Consider the following 16,307-nt stretch of genomic DNA (forward strand, 5'->3'; position numbering starts at 1 on the left):
GCTATTAATGGTAGTTTTTATTGCTCTTTTAGAATGTCAAAAGTACCACACCATGAGGTGCGGTACTTTTCTGTATTATATAAGATTATACGTCTTGAATAATCGGCAAGATCATAGGACGACGACGGGTTTTATCATAGAAGAATTTACCCAATGCGTCACGTACGTTTTGCTTAATGGTTGTCCAGTCTTTGATGCGTTGCATTTCGCAATCTTCAAGAACTTGTTCTACGCGGCGCTCCGCAGCAAGCATGAGTTCTTCTGCGTCACGAACGTATACGAAACCACGAGATACGAGATCTGGACCAGCTACGATAGTACCAGAAGCTTTGTCCATCGCCATAACAACGATAACCATACCTTCTTGTGCCAATTGTTGACGGTCACGGATAACGATATTACCTACGTCACCAACGCCAAGGCCATCAACGAAGATAGCGCCAGCTTGTACGCGGCCACCTTTGCGACCACCATCTTTATCAAATTCAAAGATTTGACCATTATCGCCGATAAGAACTTTCTTAGGATCTACGCCCATGGCCACACCAAGTTCACCATGACGACGCAACATACGGTACTCACCATGAACTGGGATAAAGTATTCTGGACGAACAAGGTTAAGCATTGTTTTAAGCTCTTCTTGGCTCGCATGACCAGATACGTGGATACCACGGTCTTTACCATATACCACATTACAACCTAAACGAAGTAAGTTATCGATAGTTCTACCTACAGCACCTTCGTTGCCTGGAATTGGTGTAGCAGAAATGATAACAGTATCATTCGGTGCCAATTCTACAGTGCGATGATTGCTTGTTGCCATACGGGACAAGCCTGCCATCGGTTCACCTTGAGAACCAGTCGTTAAGATCATGATTTGGTCATCTGTGTAGTTGTGCATTACATCTACGTCGATGATTGTATTTGGTGGAATATTCAAGTATCCGCGCTCTTGAGCAATTTCTGTAACATTGACCATGCTACGGCCCATAACTACAACCTTACGGTTGAACATAACCGCCGCATCAATAGCTTGTTGGATACGGGATACGTTGGATGCGAATGTTGCCAAAACAACGCGGCCTTTTGCTTCTCCAACGGCTTGTTTAATCGCAGGACCTACAGAACTTTCAGAACCGGTAGTACCTGGTTTTTCTACATTTGTAGAGTCCGACAATAGTGCTAATACGCCTTTGTTACCGAGCTCAGCAAATTTGTGCATATCCATCAAACGGCCATCAACTGGGGTTTGGTCAATTTTAAAGTCCCCTGTATGAAGAACCGTCCCGATTGGTGTATTAAAGTATACAGCGCAGGAGTCAGGAATGGAGTGATTTGTTTGGATGAAACCAACAGTCACTTGACCAATTTGAACTTCATCACCAGCAGCAATCGTACGTAGACATTTTGGAGATACCTTATGTTCTTTAAACTTGCCTTCGATTAATCCACAAACGAGGTTTGTTGCGTATACTGGGCAACTAATTTCTTTCATAAGGTACGCCAAAGAACCGATATGGTCCTCATGACCATGAGTAATTACGACAGCTTTCACGCGGTCTTTATTCTCGATAATATAGCTCATGTCAGGAATAACGATATCTACGCCAAGCATATCTTCACTAGGGAATGCAAGCCCTGAATCAAGAACGATGATTTCGTCCTCGTATTGGAAGATGGTCATATTTTTACCAATTTCACCAAGACCACCTAGTGGGATGATTTGGAATTTGCCCTTGTTGGCGCCATTTGGTGTACGACCAACTAATTCCACTTGTTCCTCTTGATTATTCCAACCTGTAGAACGGTTATTTGGGCGGTTATTATTGCGGTTCTGACCATTTTGACCATTGCGACCATTATTAGTACGCGTATTACGTGTATTTTCACCACGCGGTGCACGAGTTTGGCGAGTTTTGCGTTCTTGACCTTCACCTTGTTCGGCATTGCGACGTGTATTTGTACGGCGAGTCGTATTAGTACGGCCACCATTCGCACTTGTGCGAGTATTTGTAGAACGGCGTTGGCGTGTTGAACCTTCACCTTCACCAGCTGTTTGTTGGCGCGTACGACCTTCGCCAGCAGGGCGGCGTGTATTTGTACGGCGACGTGTTTGTTTTTGCTCGCCTTCAGCCGCAGCTGTAAGAGTAGCGTTTTTTGCTACTGTCGGTTCTGCTTTCACTTGCGCAGTAACCTGATTATCTGTTGTATTCACAGTTCCTCCTAAAATTTTGTTCATTAATTTATTTAACATAGTTTTTCTCACCTATCACTTGAATTGATCTATGCCACGAGGAAATGTCACACAAAGAAAAAGGCGCTATTATACTAGCGTCTCGTCAAATGGGCGCAAAAATGCGCTATCAAATTTTGCCGTTCCTAGTTTGTGTGCCATTTGCCGTAGCAAATGAGTATAGTGCACTATCAGATGCTTCAACCGCAAGAGACTTCTATTTTTATCTCAATCCGATACGCAGTGCAATATAGTCCGATCTGTTTTGATGAAAGCCTCACTTTCATACGTTGTGCTCATTATAACATAAAAACAACATAAACAAAAGAGTTCTACGCTTGATTCATCAAAAGTAACATAAAATTTTACTACTACTTAAAAGGGCGGCTCAAACCGAACCACCCCAAAGCATTTCATTATTTATCATCTGGCATACTTTTATAAAATCCTTCAATATGCCATTCGCCATTTTCTTCGACCAGAGATATGTAGCGTGTCATGTGCGCAGCCTCAACCGCGCCATCTCCGGGTTTAGTGACTTGCAGATCCGCTTCGTAAATGATGCGTTTCATGCTGTTTATACGAGTGATACGACTCGCACCTAAGGACCCGACAACCACCTTCGGCGCCGACTTCATAGATTCCATCCATTTTTGCTTTTCTACGGGATTCGTCTTAGTCTGATTGATAACATAGGTGAAAGCCTTATCATAGTTCTTTTCATTGACGGCATCAAAATAATCGTGTATCGCATCCCGTGCAGCTTCATCACTGCCTTGACCGACAATGATGTTCGTAAACCATCCGCCCAGCTCCAGTTCACTTTCCGGTCCCATATAACGAGCCGAAACACTGCATACGCAGATAGCACTCACCAGCAATGCAACGAGAATTCGAGTGGTGAAAGCACTGCTCGTAGGCGATACTTTCATAATAGATGCCAACCGTTTGTCAATGACGATGTTCCTTAACGCCTCACCATATTGATTGGCCTTCGGTTCACCCTTCTTACACAGTAGAGCAAATAGAATTATTGGCCCTATAAAAGGTATTAAAACAAAAAATAGATGTTCACTACTTTTACCGGTATCATGAAGGCGACGGATACATAGAGCCCCCAACGGAATTAGCAAGACTAGACCGATGATTGTCAGTAACATCCATGCCAACAGGATTAAATAAATACCCCTATGAAGCACCGCCGTAAGTCCATAAGCAAGCGCCAGAATTCCAACGATAACTAATAGCCACAACAAAAAGAACCGCAAAAATTCTCCTTTAGACGCGCGGCCATCTGAATTCATAAATTTGCGGCCTACCACATAAAGAAATGTATCCTTATAACTCAACTGATAATGCGCCAGCGGATAGATAATATCCCCTTCCGGTGCAATTCTCTCAACCTCCACCGCAGTCGTATACTGCCCGCAATGCGGACAGAACATGGCCGCCTCGTCACAATATTGACGGCAGGATTCACAATAACGTTTCATATGTAATACCTTCTATCTCAAAACTCTCTCTCTATATAGCTTCAACAAGATCTTTACGGTATAAATTGGCCTATAGCTTTAGCAAAACCTTCACGGTATAAATTAACCCCACCGTTAGCGGGATGTCTAAGACCGATGGCTGAAAGACCGAATCGCCCCATCGTGTCCGCCGATTTTTGACCGACAGCGAGCACGAGCGACTTCGGTCCACCTAATTCGGTATGCAATGCCAGCAGTCTTTTCGTATATTCCCAACCTAGCTGCTGCTCCGACTCGGTCGGTGTCCGATTAGTGAGCGGTTCGTCCGCCTTATGAGGATGAAAGGGAAATATATTCCACAACAGTGCATCGTACGGATCGATTCCCTGTTCAATGATGGCACTCCATACTACCGTATCCGTAGGTTCGTTGAACCCTTGTTCCTGTTGAGTCCGTTTCAGCATTGGACTCACAGGGGAGCTAGTTCTTTGTAATGTAACAGGCGTTATCTGATGCGCCCGAATTGTTTTATGCTTATCCAACAACATGCGCTCACAGGTAATGGCAATGCCCGAAAAACGCCCGCCTTGATATCCGACAGCCTCTGCCACTACAAAGATTTTGGAGCGTCCCAACCGCGGCAACAAATACGCCGTCAAATTGTTACGACGCACCTGCGCCGCATCAAAGTCAGACCGAACAATTTCGAGGTCGGAATTCACCTCACCCCACGGATTGTGAACAAGCTCGCCTCTATATTGACCGAGCCAGTCTACAAACTGCTGTACTTTTGCTACCCGATCCGCATCAAACGAGGCCATATATTCATCAAAAGACAGCGTTTTTTCTTCCTCTGGTGCAAATAAGGACATAGGATTTCCCCCAATTTATACTACCGAACCATATAATTAATAATGCTGTATATCATGATTATCAAGCTTTTATATACTGTATTTATACACTAAAACCTATAGTAATACAATCCATATATTACGATGCCCAATCATGATATGTGATACTATATCCGATAATCACGCACTACCTAAAATGTTGCTGTTACTATATTTATAATAGCACCCATTTCTGAAAGTTTGATGCAAAATTAATATTCAAAATATCCACATACAACGGAATATAAAAAACTGTAATTTCAAAGCGACTTAAGATTCTCTACCATCAAAGCCTCATATAACAACCTTGATGGTAATGAATGATTCTACTATCTTTGAAACTACAGTTTTTGTCAGACTTCTGTTGCTATTAATATATACAATATCACAATTATATATAAAACTCGATTTTGTCTTCTTTGGCGAGTTGGAATTGTTCAAATATGTGGTTTCGAATATTGACGAAGGACGCCGAGGTCCGGTCCGTCCTATCGATGAGATTGACGGGGATAATGGTTTGCACCCGTCCCGGATTAGCAGCGAGCACTACGACGCGATCCGCAAGAACCACCGCCTCTTCGATATCATGCGTAACGAATACGACCGTTTTACCCTCTTCACGGCAGATACGGGAGATTTCATCCTGTAAATTGATGCGTGTCAACGCATCGAGGGCCCCTAGCGGTTCATCCATGAAGATAATGTCCGGATCGACCGCCAACGCCCGCGCAATGGATACACGTTGCTGCATCCCACCGGACAACTCCGCCGGATAGCGATTGCGCGCATGGTCGAGCCCCACCATTTTCACGTATTTGTCGATGATAGCAGGTCGCTCTTCCTTAGGTACATTCTTGCTTTCAAGGCCCAGTTCAATATTGCTTTCCACCGTTCGCCACGGCAACAGTCCGTAATTTTGAAAGACCGTTACATACCGCAGTTGAGGTGCTTTCACCTCCGCGCCGTCGATGGTAATAGAGCCCGAAGTAACGAGCTCAAAGCCGGCCATAGCATTTAAAAGCGTGCTTTTACCGGACCCGGAAGGACCTAAAAGGCAAATAAATTCACCTCGTTCAATGTCCAGATTAATATTTTCAAGGATGGTGAGCGGTTCTCCATCTTTCATAAATTCCTTGTGTGCATTGCGCACCGAAATGTAACCCATGCGTCCACCTCCTATTTCTCAATGCCCCAACGTCTATAAATCCATTTTTCGATGAGGGACACGCCCCAATCGAGCAAAAGTCCTACAAAGCCAATCGTCAAAATCGCCACCATCAGAAGATCGTTACGCAAATTGTTCCGCATATCGATGATGAGGAATCCAAGACCCGTCTGAGAGCCTACCATTTCCCCCGTCACCAGGAAAATCCACGCCGTTCCGAGCGCGATGTGAAGTCCTGATGCGATGCCGGGAAACACGGCGGGCAATACGATTTTAAATAACAGTTCCGGCTGCTTGATACCAAAATTTCGGGCCACCTTGATGTATACGGGATCGATATTCTGAATCGCGGACACCGTGGATAAGAGAACCGGGAAAAACGCCGCAATAAAGATGATGACGATAGCCGGCGCCTGTCCGATACCGAAGAACAGTACGATAAACGGCAACCATGCCACCGGTGAAATGGGACGAATCACCTGAACGATAGGGTTAATATAGTTCCAAATACCCTTATACCAGCCTAAAATGAGTCCCAGGAATACGCCGGCTACGACGGAAATGATATAGCCTATGAAAAAGCGCACCAAACTGTCCGCAACATCCTTGAATAACACGCCGTCTCCGATGAGCTCCCCAAAGCCGAGCAACACTTTGTATGGCGTCGGCAGCAAGGCTTCGTTAAATCCGCCAAGGCGAACGATTAATTCCCAAATTAGCCACGCTGCGACAAATGAGCCTGGCACATATGTATATTTCTTCATGGTCCCCCTCCTATGGTAACAATGTTTGATCTACAAACTCTGAATAGCTCGGCACGTTTTTGATTAAATCAATATGTGTCATGTGATGCACGAGCGCATTGTAACGCTCCTCTGTAAGGGCTAAATCTTTAAACCCAATCACTTTGAGGGAATGTTCAATAACAGGATCCTTAAACTTCATGTATTTTAAGGAAATCTCCTTTTGCGCCTCCGGATGCTCGTCTAAATATGTACCTGCATCGAGATAAGCTTTTGTGAAAGCCCTCGCCAAATCGTGGTGTTCATCGACGAATTGACCGTTGAACACGAGGGCGCAACAGATATTGTCATGCCATAAGTGATCAGGGTCTTCAAAGACCTTCCCAGCTCCCATTTCTATAGCAAGAGAACCAAATGGCTCCGCCACGCTATAGCCAGCGATTTGACCGACCGACAATGCGGACGGCATTTCAGGAGGACTCATCTCCACTATCTGTACATCCTTCTCGCTAAGACCTGCCTGTTCAAGCATGAGGTCTACGAGAATCTTTTGAGTTGATTGCTTATGAGGGATAGCAAAGGATTTACCTTTCAAGTCCTGTACAGAGTTAATATCGTTATTTACAACAATAATGTTACCTTCCGTATGGCCTAATGCCGCTGCGCGCACATCAATGCCCTGTTCACGAGCCTTTACGCCGAGCTCAACGAGAACAGCTGCAGCATCTACTTTACCGGTGTTGAGCGCATCCATAAGTTCCGGCCAGGAACCGTATTTTACAAGCTCTACATGAACTGGACCATCTGCTGTCTCCAGTTCCTTCATAGCAAATACGGGTAGCGCATGCGTAATCGGTAAATACGCAACGCGCACGGTTTTTAATTCTTGGGCGGTCTTTGGTTTACTGTGTTCATGATAACCATACGCTAGCCCACTTACTATCAACAGCACGATAGCAATGAATAGATACCAAAATTTCTTCATAATGTCCCCTCTTTCTACCTCACAACAAGGGGCGTTTATGACTCATATCAATTTTCGCATTTTTCTAAACCTTAGATGAAATCAGGCTTTAGAACACCTCGTCTTCTAAACTTAATATAACCTACTATATCAATATGTATTAATTATGTCAATAAATCATATTAATATTGTAGGTATTATTATTTATGTACGAAAAATATCAATATAGACAAGATCCTATTCATTTAAATAAGCATTTTAATATAAAAGGCAAATAAATAGATAGTATATAGAGGATCAACACCAGTAAACTTTCAGATAACATAAAGCCGCAAGATTTTAATTAACCAAAACAGCAAACAACTAATTAACAAAAAGTGGTAAGGTGCTAATTAACAAAAAACAGATAGTATTCGTTGTGATATGTACCCCCTTTACTAGACAACCAGTAAAGGGGATACATATCATTGGATACTACCTGTTTGTAATGTTTATTAACTTTTCACAATTATTTGAATAGAGTCTTTTTATTTAGTACGTAAACTTCAGATGTACCTGCTTCACTAGACTCAGATACATGTGGATAAATGGAGGACTGACGGAAATGCTTAATTTCCCCTTTAGGAACGATTAACATAAGTGGCTTACCAGATTCGATAATCTTGTTAAATTCCTCTTCACTTACTTGTTCCATAAGATATTTCTTCTGCCATTCAGCGCTACGTTTGTTTAATTTATCTCGATCATCCCAGCGGCTTTCATCACCATTAATCTTGATAACCTTATGGCCCGTATAATACACAACAGCCGTACTATAGCCATTATAGTAATAGACATCCCCTTCATAGGAATCCACTACTGGAACAACATCAATATTACTACGTTGCTTAACGAATGGCTCTAAACCTTCCATAACAACTATAGAAGATATAACCATAGTACCAAGGACAATAATTGTAACTAAACGATATCCTCTTTTCGTATACCATGTATAGAACATAGCCAATATTGCCATAGCAACCACGACATAGAGCAAACAATAAAAACCCCATGGTGCGAAGAAAGAGCCTGCTACATAAGCAATCCACAAAAGCAACGTCGGCCCCATAATAATCCATTTTAAGGCTCTAGATTTGCCTTTGCGAATAAGCTTCATAACGCCCAAAGCACCGATAGCACTAAATGGGACTAAGCTAACAAAGGTATATAGAGGGTATTTTGTTGCCATCAAGGTGTAGAATAGCACAATTCCAACACCCCAAGTCATATTATAGATAAACCCTGTATGACGTTGTTTAAAGCCATCGATTATGCCGTAAATAACAGCACCCGTCCACGGCATAGAAGCACCAAGGAAGATAGCGAGATAATACCACCACACATTATCTTCTGGATGCTCCGATTGAGTAGCGCGAGTCACATTGTGAAGCCCTAAGAAGCCATTGATAAAGTCTTGACCATGAACACTGTACATGTACACATACCACGGCAAACAAACTACACAAAAAGCTAAAATGCCACGCCAATCGAAGATGGCTTTCACCATAGACCAAGAACGATTAATACCTGCAAAAACAAGTAGAATCATACCAGGCAACACAATGGCTACCGGACCTTTAGTGAGTACGCCTAACGCAGCAAATACATAGGCTACAATCATGGCATACGGTTTCTGTTCTACCAGTCCCTTGTAGGAGTAAATCATGACCATCAACGTCGTATAGAGGAGCACCATATCCGTAATAACGCCATGTGCTACGGTCCAGAACATGAGAGATGTGCCTAGAACGGATGCCCCAATGAGACCAAGTGCCCACTTACCGCTCATGGTACGCGTAGATTGATACATGGTCGCCACCGACAAAGCACCAAAAATAGCACTCGGTAGGCGCACCACCCAATCAGCAATCCCAAAGATTTTAAAGCCAAGAGCAATGAGCCAATAAATCATGATGGGTTTATCGTACCAATAAGTACCATAAATCTGCGGAGATAGCCAATCACCCGAAAGAACCATTTCCTTTGCCGTTAACGCATAATTAGATTCAACGGGATCTGTAACAGGCAACATATTATTGCCAAACATATAAAACACTAGCCACACAATAAATACGACTGGTGTTAATCGAGAGAGTTTCATAAGGGCCTCCTTATCGACGATTACGATAGTATCTAAAGCCCAGTACTACAGCTATAATGACAAATACAACGATCATAACAATCAAGAACTCATGATTGTACTCGATAAGGTCTTGCCAATTTTCACCAAGTACCTTGCCTAAGTAAACGAGCAAAATCGTCCAAGGAATCGTACCAAGTACCGTCCAGATGATGAAATGCCACATGGGATAGCGTGCCATTCCTGCAGGGAAGGAGATAAAGGTACGAACACCAGGTAAAAGTCGACCAAAAAATACAGCTACACCGCCATATTTATTAAACATCTTTTCTGCCAGTTCAAATTTATGTTCATTAAAGAATATATATTTACCATATTTCAATAATAAAGGGCGCCCACCATGCTCACCCATCCAGTAGGATACTATAGAACCAACAATACCTGCTAAGATACCTACCACCATTGTTGTATGCATATCAAATATGCCTTGAGCTATCAAATACCCCGCAAAACCAAGTACGATTTCACTTGGAATAGGCACGTTAGCATTTTCTAGAACCATTGCAATAAACATGGCCGTATAGCCATATGTTTCCATAAACGAAATAATATATTCCACTATTTTACCTCATTAAAAATCCCCATCCGGGTTCTATAATGTACTTATGCTTGTACATCATTTCGTGAAAATTTCACCCAACCATTTAGTACACTATATATTTTACCATAATAAAGAGACCCTCACCACAGGTGGGGTCTCTTTAAGGTATAAACAGTATGCAATTTTCGAAATAGCTTTTTTGCTATTGTGTACATTTCAGTAAAAACAGCTAACAATTAACTGACTATACGGTACCTAAGCTCCTCTGTCTAAGCAAGACCATATGGTACACATATAGGACATGTTTCTTCACTGCGAGGGCTTTGTAAAATATCCGCTTTAATACCGAACCACTCTGCTAAATTCTCTGGAGTCATCATCATATGCGGAGTTCCATCACCTACAATAGCTCCCTCTTTAATAGCAATAATGCGGTCACTATAGCGCAAAGCTAGATTCAAATCATGGAGCACCATAACGACCATAATATTTCGTTCCCGCTGTGTGCGTTTAACTAGCTCCATCAACTCAATTTGATGGCGACTGTCAAGATAAGTAGTCGGTTCATCGAGAAGTAAAATATTCGGTTCTTGCACCAAACTTAATGAAAGCCATACGCGCTGCCGTTCACCGCCGGATAGTTCCCCTATTTGCTGATACCGATATTTCCATACATCTGTGCATTTCATCGCCTGCTCCACAGCAGCTAAATCCGCATCAGATAGTTCCTTAAAAATCGATACATACGGATTTCGTCCGGATCGAACCAACTGCTCAACTAACATTCCTTCAGGGGCGGTCGTAATTTGCGGTAACAAAGCTATATGGCGCGCTAATTCCTTCGTATTCCACGAATGTAAAGATTTTTCATCCAGCGATATGGTGCCTTGTTTTATCTTGATAAGCCGCGCCAAAGCTTTCAAAAATGTTGATTTTCCCGAACCATTTGGACCAATGATAGATATTATTTCCGGTTTATCAAAGACGATAGATTGATTCTCCAGTATCAATCGTTTTCCATAGCCTACCGTTATATTATCGACGGTTAACACACTCATCTTCGCCCCACCCCTTTCAATAGATACAAGAAGAATGGAGCACCTAAAAAGCTCATCAGTACGCCTACAGGAATTTCACCAGGCGCAATCATCATGCGCGCCAATGTATCTGCATAAACAATTAATATACCACCAAAGACCATAGACGTAGGAATCAAGTAACGATAATCCACACCTACGATGAGGCGCGCCACATGAGGCACTATAAGACCTACAAATCCCAACATCCCCGACACACTCACTGCTGATGCGGCTAACAAAGAGGCTAATACGAGCAACAAAAGTCGGCATCTTTCAACATGCACACCCAAGGTGCGTGCCGTATCATCGCCTAAACTAAGCAATGTAAGCCATCTGATAGATATCATAGATCCAATAATGCCTATAGCCGTATAAGGCCAGATCATCATCACATCGTCCCAACTGCGCCCTACAAAACCACCTGCCATCCAGCTCACCGTTCCTTGAACACGATCCGGATAAAAAACGGACAAAATCGTATTAAACCCGCCGAAGAAAGCCGCTACAGCCACACCGGCTAAGATAAGGCGCAACGGATTAAGTCCACCTTGCCAAGAAATACCGTAAACCAAAAACGATGCCACTAATGCACCAACAAAAGCACCAATAGGAACAAGCATAACGTAAGTAGGCATGAGAATCATGATGATCATAGCCGCCAAAGCACCACCAGAGGTAATGCCAATAATGCCAGGATCCGCCAAAGGATTTCGCAAGATACCTTGTAAAATCACGCCAGCTAAGGCAAGATTCATGCCCGCTAAGAATCCCACTACAACACGTGGTAAGCGTATAGTCATGATAATTTGACCAATTTTTGATGTATCGCCACCCGTTATGATTTGGTATAATTCGCCCCAAGTTAATGGAACGGCACCCAATTTCATACTCAGCAACACACCTGCTATTAACAGAATCAGCGCAGCCACAAAAACGCGTAAGCCACGACGTTCCTGCACATTAATGAGATTGTCCATATAACACCTTTTCCGCATATAATAACACTTGATCCATTCGGGCAGTCGGCACCGACGCAAACAACGGACCCGGCAAGACCTCTATATTCCCATTAGCAATAGCAGGTACATTCTGCCATGCCGGCGTTTTAAAAGCCTTTTTAAAAGCTGCTATATCTTTCTCACCGCTACTGCCATGATTAATCAAGATAACCTTGTCGCAATCAAGAACGGCCATCGTCTCCAGATTAAGCGGAATATATCCATCCAAAGCATTCTCCGATACATCCTGCGGCAAATATACATCAGCCACATTTTTTGCTCCTAATCTTTGGAAAATATCTCCCACATATGTTTTACTGGAGGCTAGTTGATAACTCGTAGGCGTCCCAAAAACGATGAGGACACGCGGCGCAGGCTCGTCTTTATGACGCTGTATGATTTCCGTTAGGATATCATTATATTTCTGGACCAATGCAGCCGCCTCCCTATCATGACCAGTCATAGCGCCCACATGCCGAATATGGTCCATGATGTCATCATAATTGGAGGATAGATGGTAAAAGCTAGGAATATGATTCGCATTAAATGCTTTGCGCAACGCCGTTTGAAACGGCATGGCAATGCCGATAACGAGATTCGGATCGGACATAATAATTCGTTCAATACTTGGAGATACAGCACTATTCATATTTGGATACTGTGCAATTTTAGCCTGCACCTCTACCGGTAACTCCCTTGAATTTACTACGCCTACCGGGCTAACGCCTAAAGCGATGAGTAATTCGCTATCCGCCGAAGAAATAGATACTACTCGACTTGCTGCACTCGGCAACGACACAATTTGCTTCGTATCATCTTCAATCTGAATAGCACCTGCCTCACTGAATACCTCTCGCTTGCCTTCAAAACTTATACCCGTAGTGAAAGCTCCCACAACGGCAACAATACCCAATAAACATAATAACGGTCTATTGATAATGATCACCTCGCAGATTACTTATGCAAGCTAAATCTCATACATTATAGTTTCAAATTAATACCACTATATTACATACGCAAGTTAAGACCTATGCGATATGTAGCGCCATGAATATCCCGTAAGTCTTGTTTTTCGCCAAATATATTTTCAACCCCTACATACATGGATGCATTATCATTCAACTGACGAGTCACCATAACATTCCAAGTTTGAATATTTTTCTTCTTCGGAATGCTGAGACGTGGGTTAACAACAATAGCATCAATGCCATCAAGGTAGTTAATGTAATAATTACCCCAGAACGCACCAGTCCAACGACCTTGATGATAATTAACACCACCACTGAATACATGGCGACCACGGTTTAACAGACGGTCGTGGGTCACGTCATTTTTCGCATCCAAATATGTATAGTTGCCGAATACATCCCATTTATCATTGAGTCTATGATTTACAGATAATTCCACACCTTGCAATACAGCACGAGGTAAATTGGAATACGAAACATAAATTCGGCGATTTGCCATATCAATACGATTAGCACCACTTTCAATATAATTTTTAATAACATTGTGGAAATAGGACGCCTTAACATTTGTCCGTTTCCAATCTTTTTCTACAGAGAAATCAAAGTTATAAGAGCTTTCAGGTTTCAAATTAGGATTACCTTGCAAATATATATCGAAAGTTCCTAATCGCCCTCTCGGCACATTAGATGCCATAAGCCAATGATGATACATTTCCGTCATACCAGGTGTGGAGTAGCCTGCACCGTAGTTCATTTTAAAGCGAAGACTATCATTTGCTTTATAGGTAACACCAATCTTAGGCGACCAATGGCTATCAAATGCATTTGACGTATCGTAGCGAACAGCAGGAATAATTACCCATTTACGACTAGGTTTCCATTGATGTTGCACAAAGTAACTACCGTAATTAATGGTTGCCTTACCCGCGGTATCTGTAATACCTTCTCGAGTTCTTGACCATGCTATGGAGCCATTATTAATACGCGTACTAATCGCTTCTTGACGGCGGAATTGAACGCCATACGTCAAGAGATTCTTCTTATCAATTGCCGTATTAACCTGTGCATCTGTAATCCACTCTTTATTATAATATTCATCCCAAATGGATAGTTTTTTTATGCCACCCGTGCGCTTATATTGATCATAAGTGTCTTTGTAATGATTGTAGTAAGACTGCACCATAAGCGATGACCGACCGCGACGGTCATTCCAACGAAGGCCTGTGCTTGTAGTCGTCGTATTTTTATCAACCGATTGAGTTAATGCGCTACCCTTTTTCGTATTCATATCCAAATCTTCAGTTTCTCGATCTATAAAGAAGGAAAATTTATCCCTTTTTCCCGCTTGATAAGATACGTCAAAATGAAGCGGTATCTGGTCACCATGATAGTTATTATCCGATCCAGAATCATTATTTCCCGCTATATTCCTACGAATTCCAGCACCAATCGATCCGTTCCACTTTCCTTGTTGTCCACTACGAGCCAATACATTGAAGTTATACCCTGTCGCACTCGATGCATCACGTCGGGAAATTTCAGTATTAACCTCTACACTTGGCTTTCTGGATTGTTTTGTAATAATATTAATAACCCCACCGTTCGCCTCGGAACCATAAAGGGCACTCGAAGGACCACGCGTTATTTCGATACGCTCCACATTATCCATGCCTTGACGAAGCCAGCCCATAGCATTAGCTCTTGTTTTCGTCAACTCTCCCGTAACACGTCGTCCATCAATAAGAATTAATGTATGACGAGATTCGGCACCACGCATCGTAATATTTTGTCCACCATGAGCATCGGTGCTGAAAGCAACGCCTGGCACACTTTGTAAGGCTTGCTCTAAATTACGATATTGGCGACTTTTAATTTCTTCTTGTGAAATAATCGTTGTCGCAATTGGTACATCCCGAACTAAAGCCTCCGTACGAGTAGCGGTAACCGTAATGTCTTTCATATGTCTTGACTGCTCATCACTCGTATTATTTTGAGATTTATTCACACTAACTACACTTGTAGAACTATTATTTTCTGCACCTACCACACCAGTAGCAGATGTTAGATATACAACACACAATAGTGCTGCCCATGATTTTTTCATCACACACCTCCAGAAAATATATTAGGGCTCTAATAGCATAAAACGATATCTAATCTCAATTATATATTCATTAAGAATAACTATCAATATTATTTTATGTTATCAAAGTAATATATATACATAAAAAAACTAGTATCTATAAAGATACTAGTTTTTCATTATACTTATAAATTATAGTGAATTGTGATATCTGCATATTGCTGTGTACCTGTAGAATTTTCAGCGCCACCCACACTATAAGCATATTCCCTAGCATGTTCTGATAACATAGGGTCATCAGAGTTAAGAACTTCCACACTAGCAACACTGCCACCTGGGGCAAAATAAATTCTTAGTGTTACATCACCTTGAATTCCCATAGTGTATGCATCTGTAGGGTAATTACTATTAATTGCACTTTGTAAATTACTCCAATACCCATCATAACTGAATGTGCCGCCACCACCGACATCAACTTCAGTACCTCCGGTACCTTCACGATCGCTAAGCCCTTCTCCGTTACCTGTTGATGCATACCCGATCCCAGAACCTTCAGCTCCGACAAGTCCACTCCCCGTATTGCTACCAACAGAAGATTGTTTAACCATTCCTATTTCACCAGCACTCGCTTGTTGACTAGACGGACTTACATCACTTTTTGTAGGAACAGCAGAGTTGCCATTTTGTCCTCCATGACCGGCTCCTCCGTTATCAAGTTGAACATTATTATTTTCCAATTCTTTTGAGTGTTGGATCTCATGAGCTTTTTCTTCTTTAATTTGCTCTTTAATTTCCTCTACTTGTTTCTCTGCTTCCTGTTCCGTTAAAAAATTAATTTGTAACGATCCAGCCATCTGAGATTCGATATAATCAGAAAAAGAAATAAAGGCAACACCAACCGTAATAATACTTATAATGGTAGCAATAACAAAGGCTTTTTTATAGGTCATATGTGGATATTTCCACACATCTACATATTGTTTCGCCATAGC

The 16,307-nt window shown here is 42.2% G+C and carries 13 protein-coding genes; all 13 read right to left on the bottom strand.

The features are described 5' to 3' along the window. Positions 1-85: 85 nt before the first annotated feature. The 13 genes from DW000_RS03200 to DW000_RS03265 all read right to left on the bottom strand — a co-directional run bounded on the left by DW000_RS03200 (position 86) and on the right by DW000_RS03265 (position 16,304). Positions 86-2,254, bottom strand: coding sequence for a ribonuclease J (locus DW000_RS03200; RefSeq protein WP_120054993.1), 2,169 nt, complete (start codon positions 2,252-2,254; stop codon positions 86-88). Between the two features lie 395 nt (positions 2,255-2,649). Next, positions 2,650-3,726 (bottom strand): DUF805 domain-containing protein, encoded by a 1,077-nt coding sequence (locus tag DW000_RS03210; protein ID WP_120054995.1) that lies wholly within the window; start codon positions 3,724-3,726, stop codon positions 2,650-2,652. 53 nt (positions 3,727-3,779) lie between these two features. After that, a complete protein-coding gene (locus DW000_RS03215) occupies positions 3,780-4,577 on the bottom strand; it encodes a uracil-DNA glycosylase (protein WP_120054997.1) in 798 nt (265 codons plus the stop codon). 409 nt (positions 4,578-4,986) lie between these two features. After that, entirely contained in the window at positions 4,987-5,760 is a 774-nt protein-coding gene (locus DW000_RS03220; RefSeq protein WP_004698211.1) for an ABC transporter ATP-binding protein, read from the bottom strand. Between the two features lie 11 nt (positions 5,761-5,771). Next, positions 5,772-6,524, bottom strand: coding sequence for an ABC transporter permease (locus tag DW000_RS03225; RefSeq protein ID WP_120054999.1), 753 nt, complete (start codon positions 6,522-6,524; stop codon positions 5,772-5,774). Between the two features lie 10 nt (positions 6,525-6,534). Beyond that, positions 6,535-7,488 carry an ABC transporter substrate-binding protein gene (locus tag DW000_RS03230; RefSeq protein WP_008602163.1) on the bottom strand — a complete coding sequence of 318 codons (954 nt, stop codon included), beginning with the start codon at positions 7,486-7,488 and terminating at the stop codon, positions 6,535-6,537. A gap of 487 nt (positions 7,489-7,975) precedes the next feature. Beyond that, positions 7,976-9,607, bottom strand: coding sequence for a glycosyltransferase family 39 protein (locus DW000_RS03235; RefSeq protein ID WP_008602161.1), 1,632 nt, complete (start codon positions 9,605-9,607; stop codon positions 7,976-7,978). A gap of 10 nt (positions 9,608-9,617) precedes the next feature. Further along, a complete protein-coding gene (locus tag DW000_RS03240) occupies positions 9,618-10,205 on the bottom strand; it encodes a DedA family protein (protein WP_008602158.1) in 588 nt (195 codons plus the stop codon). Positions 10,206-10,456: 251 nt separating this feature from the next. Next, complete coding sequence (locus DW000_RS03245; protein ID WP_120055001.1) at positions 10,457-11,245, bottom strand: ABC transporter ATP-binding protein; 789 nt, start codon at positions 11,243-11,245, stop codon at positions 10,457-10,459. Continuing rightward, positions 11,242-12,243: an iron ABC transporter permease gene (locus DW000_RS03250; protein ID WP_004694675.1), complete on the bottom strand. Its 1,002-nt coding sequence runs from the start codon at positions 12,241-12,243 to the stop codon at positions 11,242-11,244. The genes DW000_RS03245 and DW000_RS03250 overlap by 4 nt, the downstream gene beginning before the upstream one ends. Continuing rightward, positions 12,227-13,210, bottom strand: coding sequence for an ABC transporter substrate-binding protein (locus tag DW000_RS03255; protein ID WP_120055003.1), 984 nt, complete (start codon positions 13,208-13,210; stop codon positions 12,227-12,229). Before DW000_RS03255 ends, DW000_RS03250 begins: the two co-directional genes overlap by 17 nt. Before the next feature lie 62 nt (positions 13,211-13,272). Next, positions 13,273-15,336, bottom strand: a complete 2,064-nt coding sequence (locus DW000_RS03260) for a TonB-dependent receptor (protein WP_120055005.1) — start codon at positions 15,334-15,336, stop codon at positions 13,273-13,275. Between the two features lie 164 nt (positions 15,337-15,500). After that, positions 15,501-16,304 carry a TonB family protein gene (locus DW000_RS03265; protein ID WP_120055007.1) on the bottom strand — a complete coding sequence of 268 codons (804 nt, stop codon included), beginning with the start codon at positions 16,302-16,304 and terminating at the stop codon, positions 15,501-15,503. Positions 16,305-16,307 lie beyond the last annotated feature (3 nt).

This window comes from Veillonella sp. AF36-20BH, from assembly GCF_003602765.1.
GTDB classification, from domain to species: domain Bacteria; phylum Bacillota; class Negativicutes; order Veillonellales; family Veillonellaceae; genus Veillonella; species Veillonella hominis.

Coding starts and splice junctions, on each gene's coding strand:
- DW000_RS03200 (WP_120054993.1), bottom strand. CDS start 2,254: ATGTTAAATAAATTAATGAACAAAATTTTAGGAGGAACTGTGAATACA.
- DW000_RS03210 (WP_120054995.1), bottom strand. CDS start 3,726: ATGAAACGTTATTGTGAATCCTGCCGTCAATATTGTGACGAGGCGGCC.
- DW000_RS03215 (WP_120054997.1), bottom strand. CDS start 4,577: ATGTCCTTATTTGCACCAGAGGAAGAAAAAACGCTGTCTTTTGATGAA.
- DW000_RS03220 (WP_004698211.1), bottom strand. CDS start 5,760: ATGGGTTACATTTCGGTGCGCAATGCACACAAGGAATTTATGAAAGAT.
- DW000_RS03225 (WP_120054999.1), bottom strand. CDS start 6,524: ATGAAGAAATATACATATGTGCCAGGCTCATTTGTCGCAGCGTGGCTA.
- DW000_RS03230 (WP_008602163.1), bottom strand. CDS start 7,488: ATGAAGAAATTTTGGTATCTATTCATTGCTATCGTGCTGTTGATAGTA.
- DW000_RS03235 (WP_008602161.1), bottom strand. CDS start 9,607: ATGAAACTCTCTCGATTAACACCAGTCGTATTTATTGTGTGGCTAGTG.
- DW000_RS03245 (WP_120055001.1), bottom strand. CDS start 11,245: ATGAGTGTGTTAACCGTCGATAATATAACGGTAGGCTATGGAAAACGA.
- DW000_RS03250 (WP_004694675.1), bottom strand. CDS start 12,243: ATGGACAATCTCATTAATGTGCAGGAACGTCGTGGCTTACGCGTTTTT.
- DW000_RS03260 (WP_120055005.1), bottom strand. CDS start 15,336: ATGAAAAAATCATGGGCAGCACTATTGTGTGTTGTATATCTAACATCT.
- DW000_RS03265 (WP_120055007.1), bottom strand. CDS start 16,304: ATGGCGAAACAATATGTAGATGTGTGGAAATATCCACATATGACCTAT.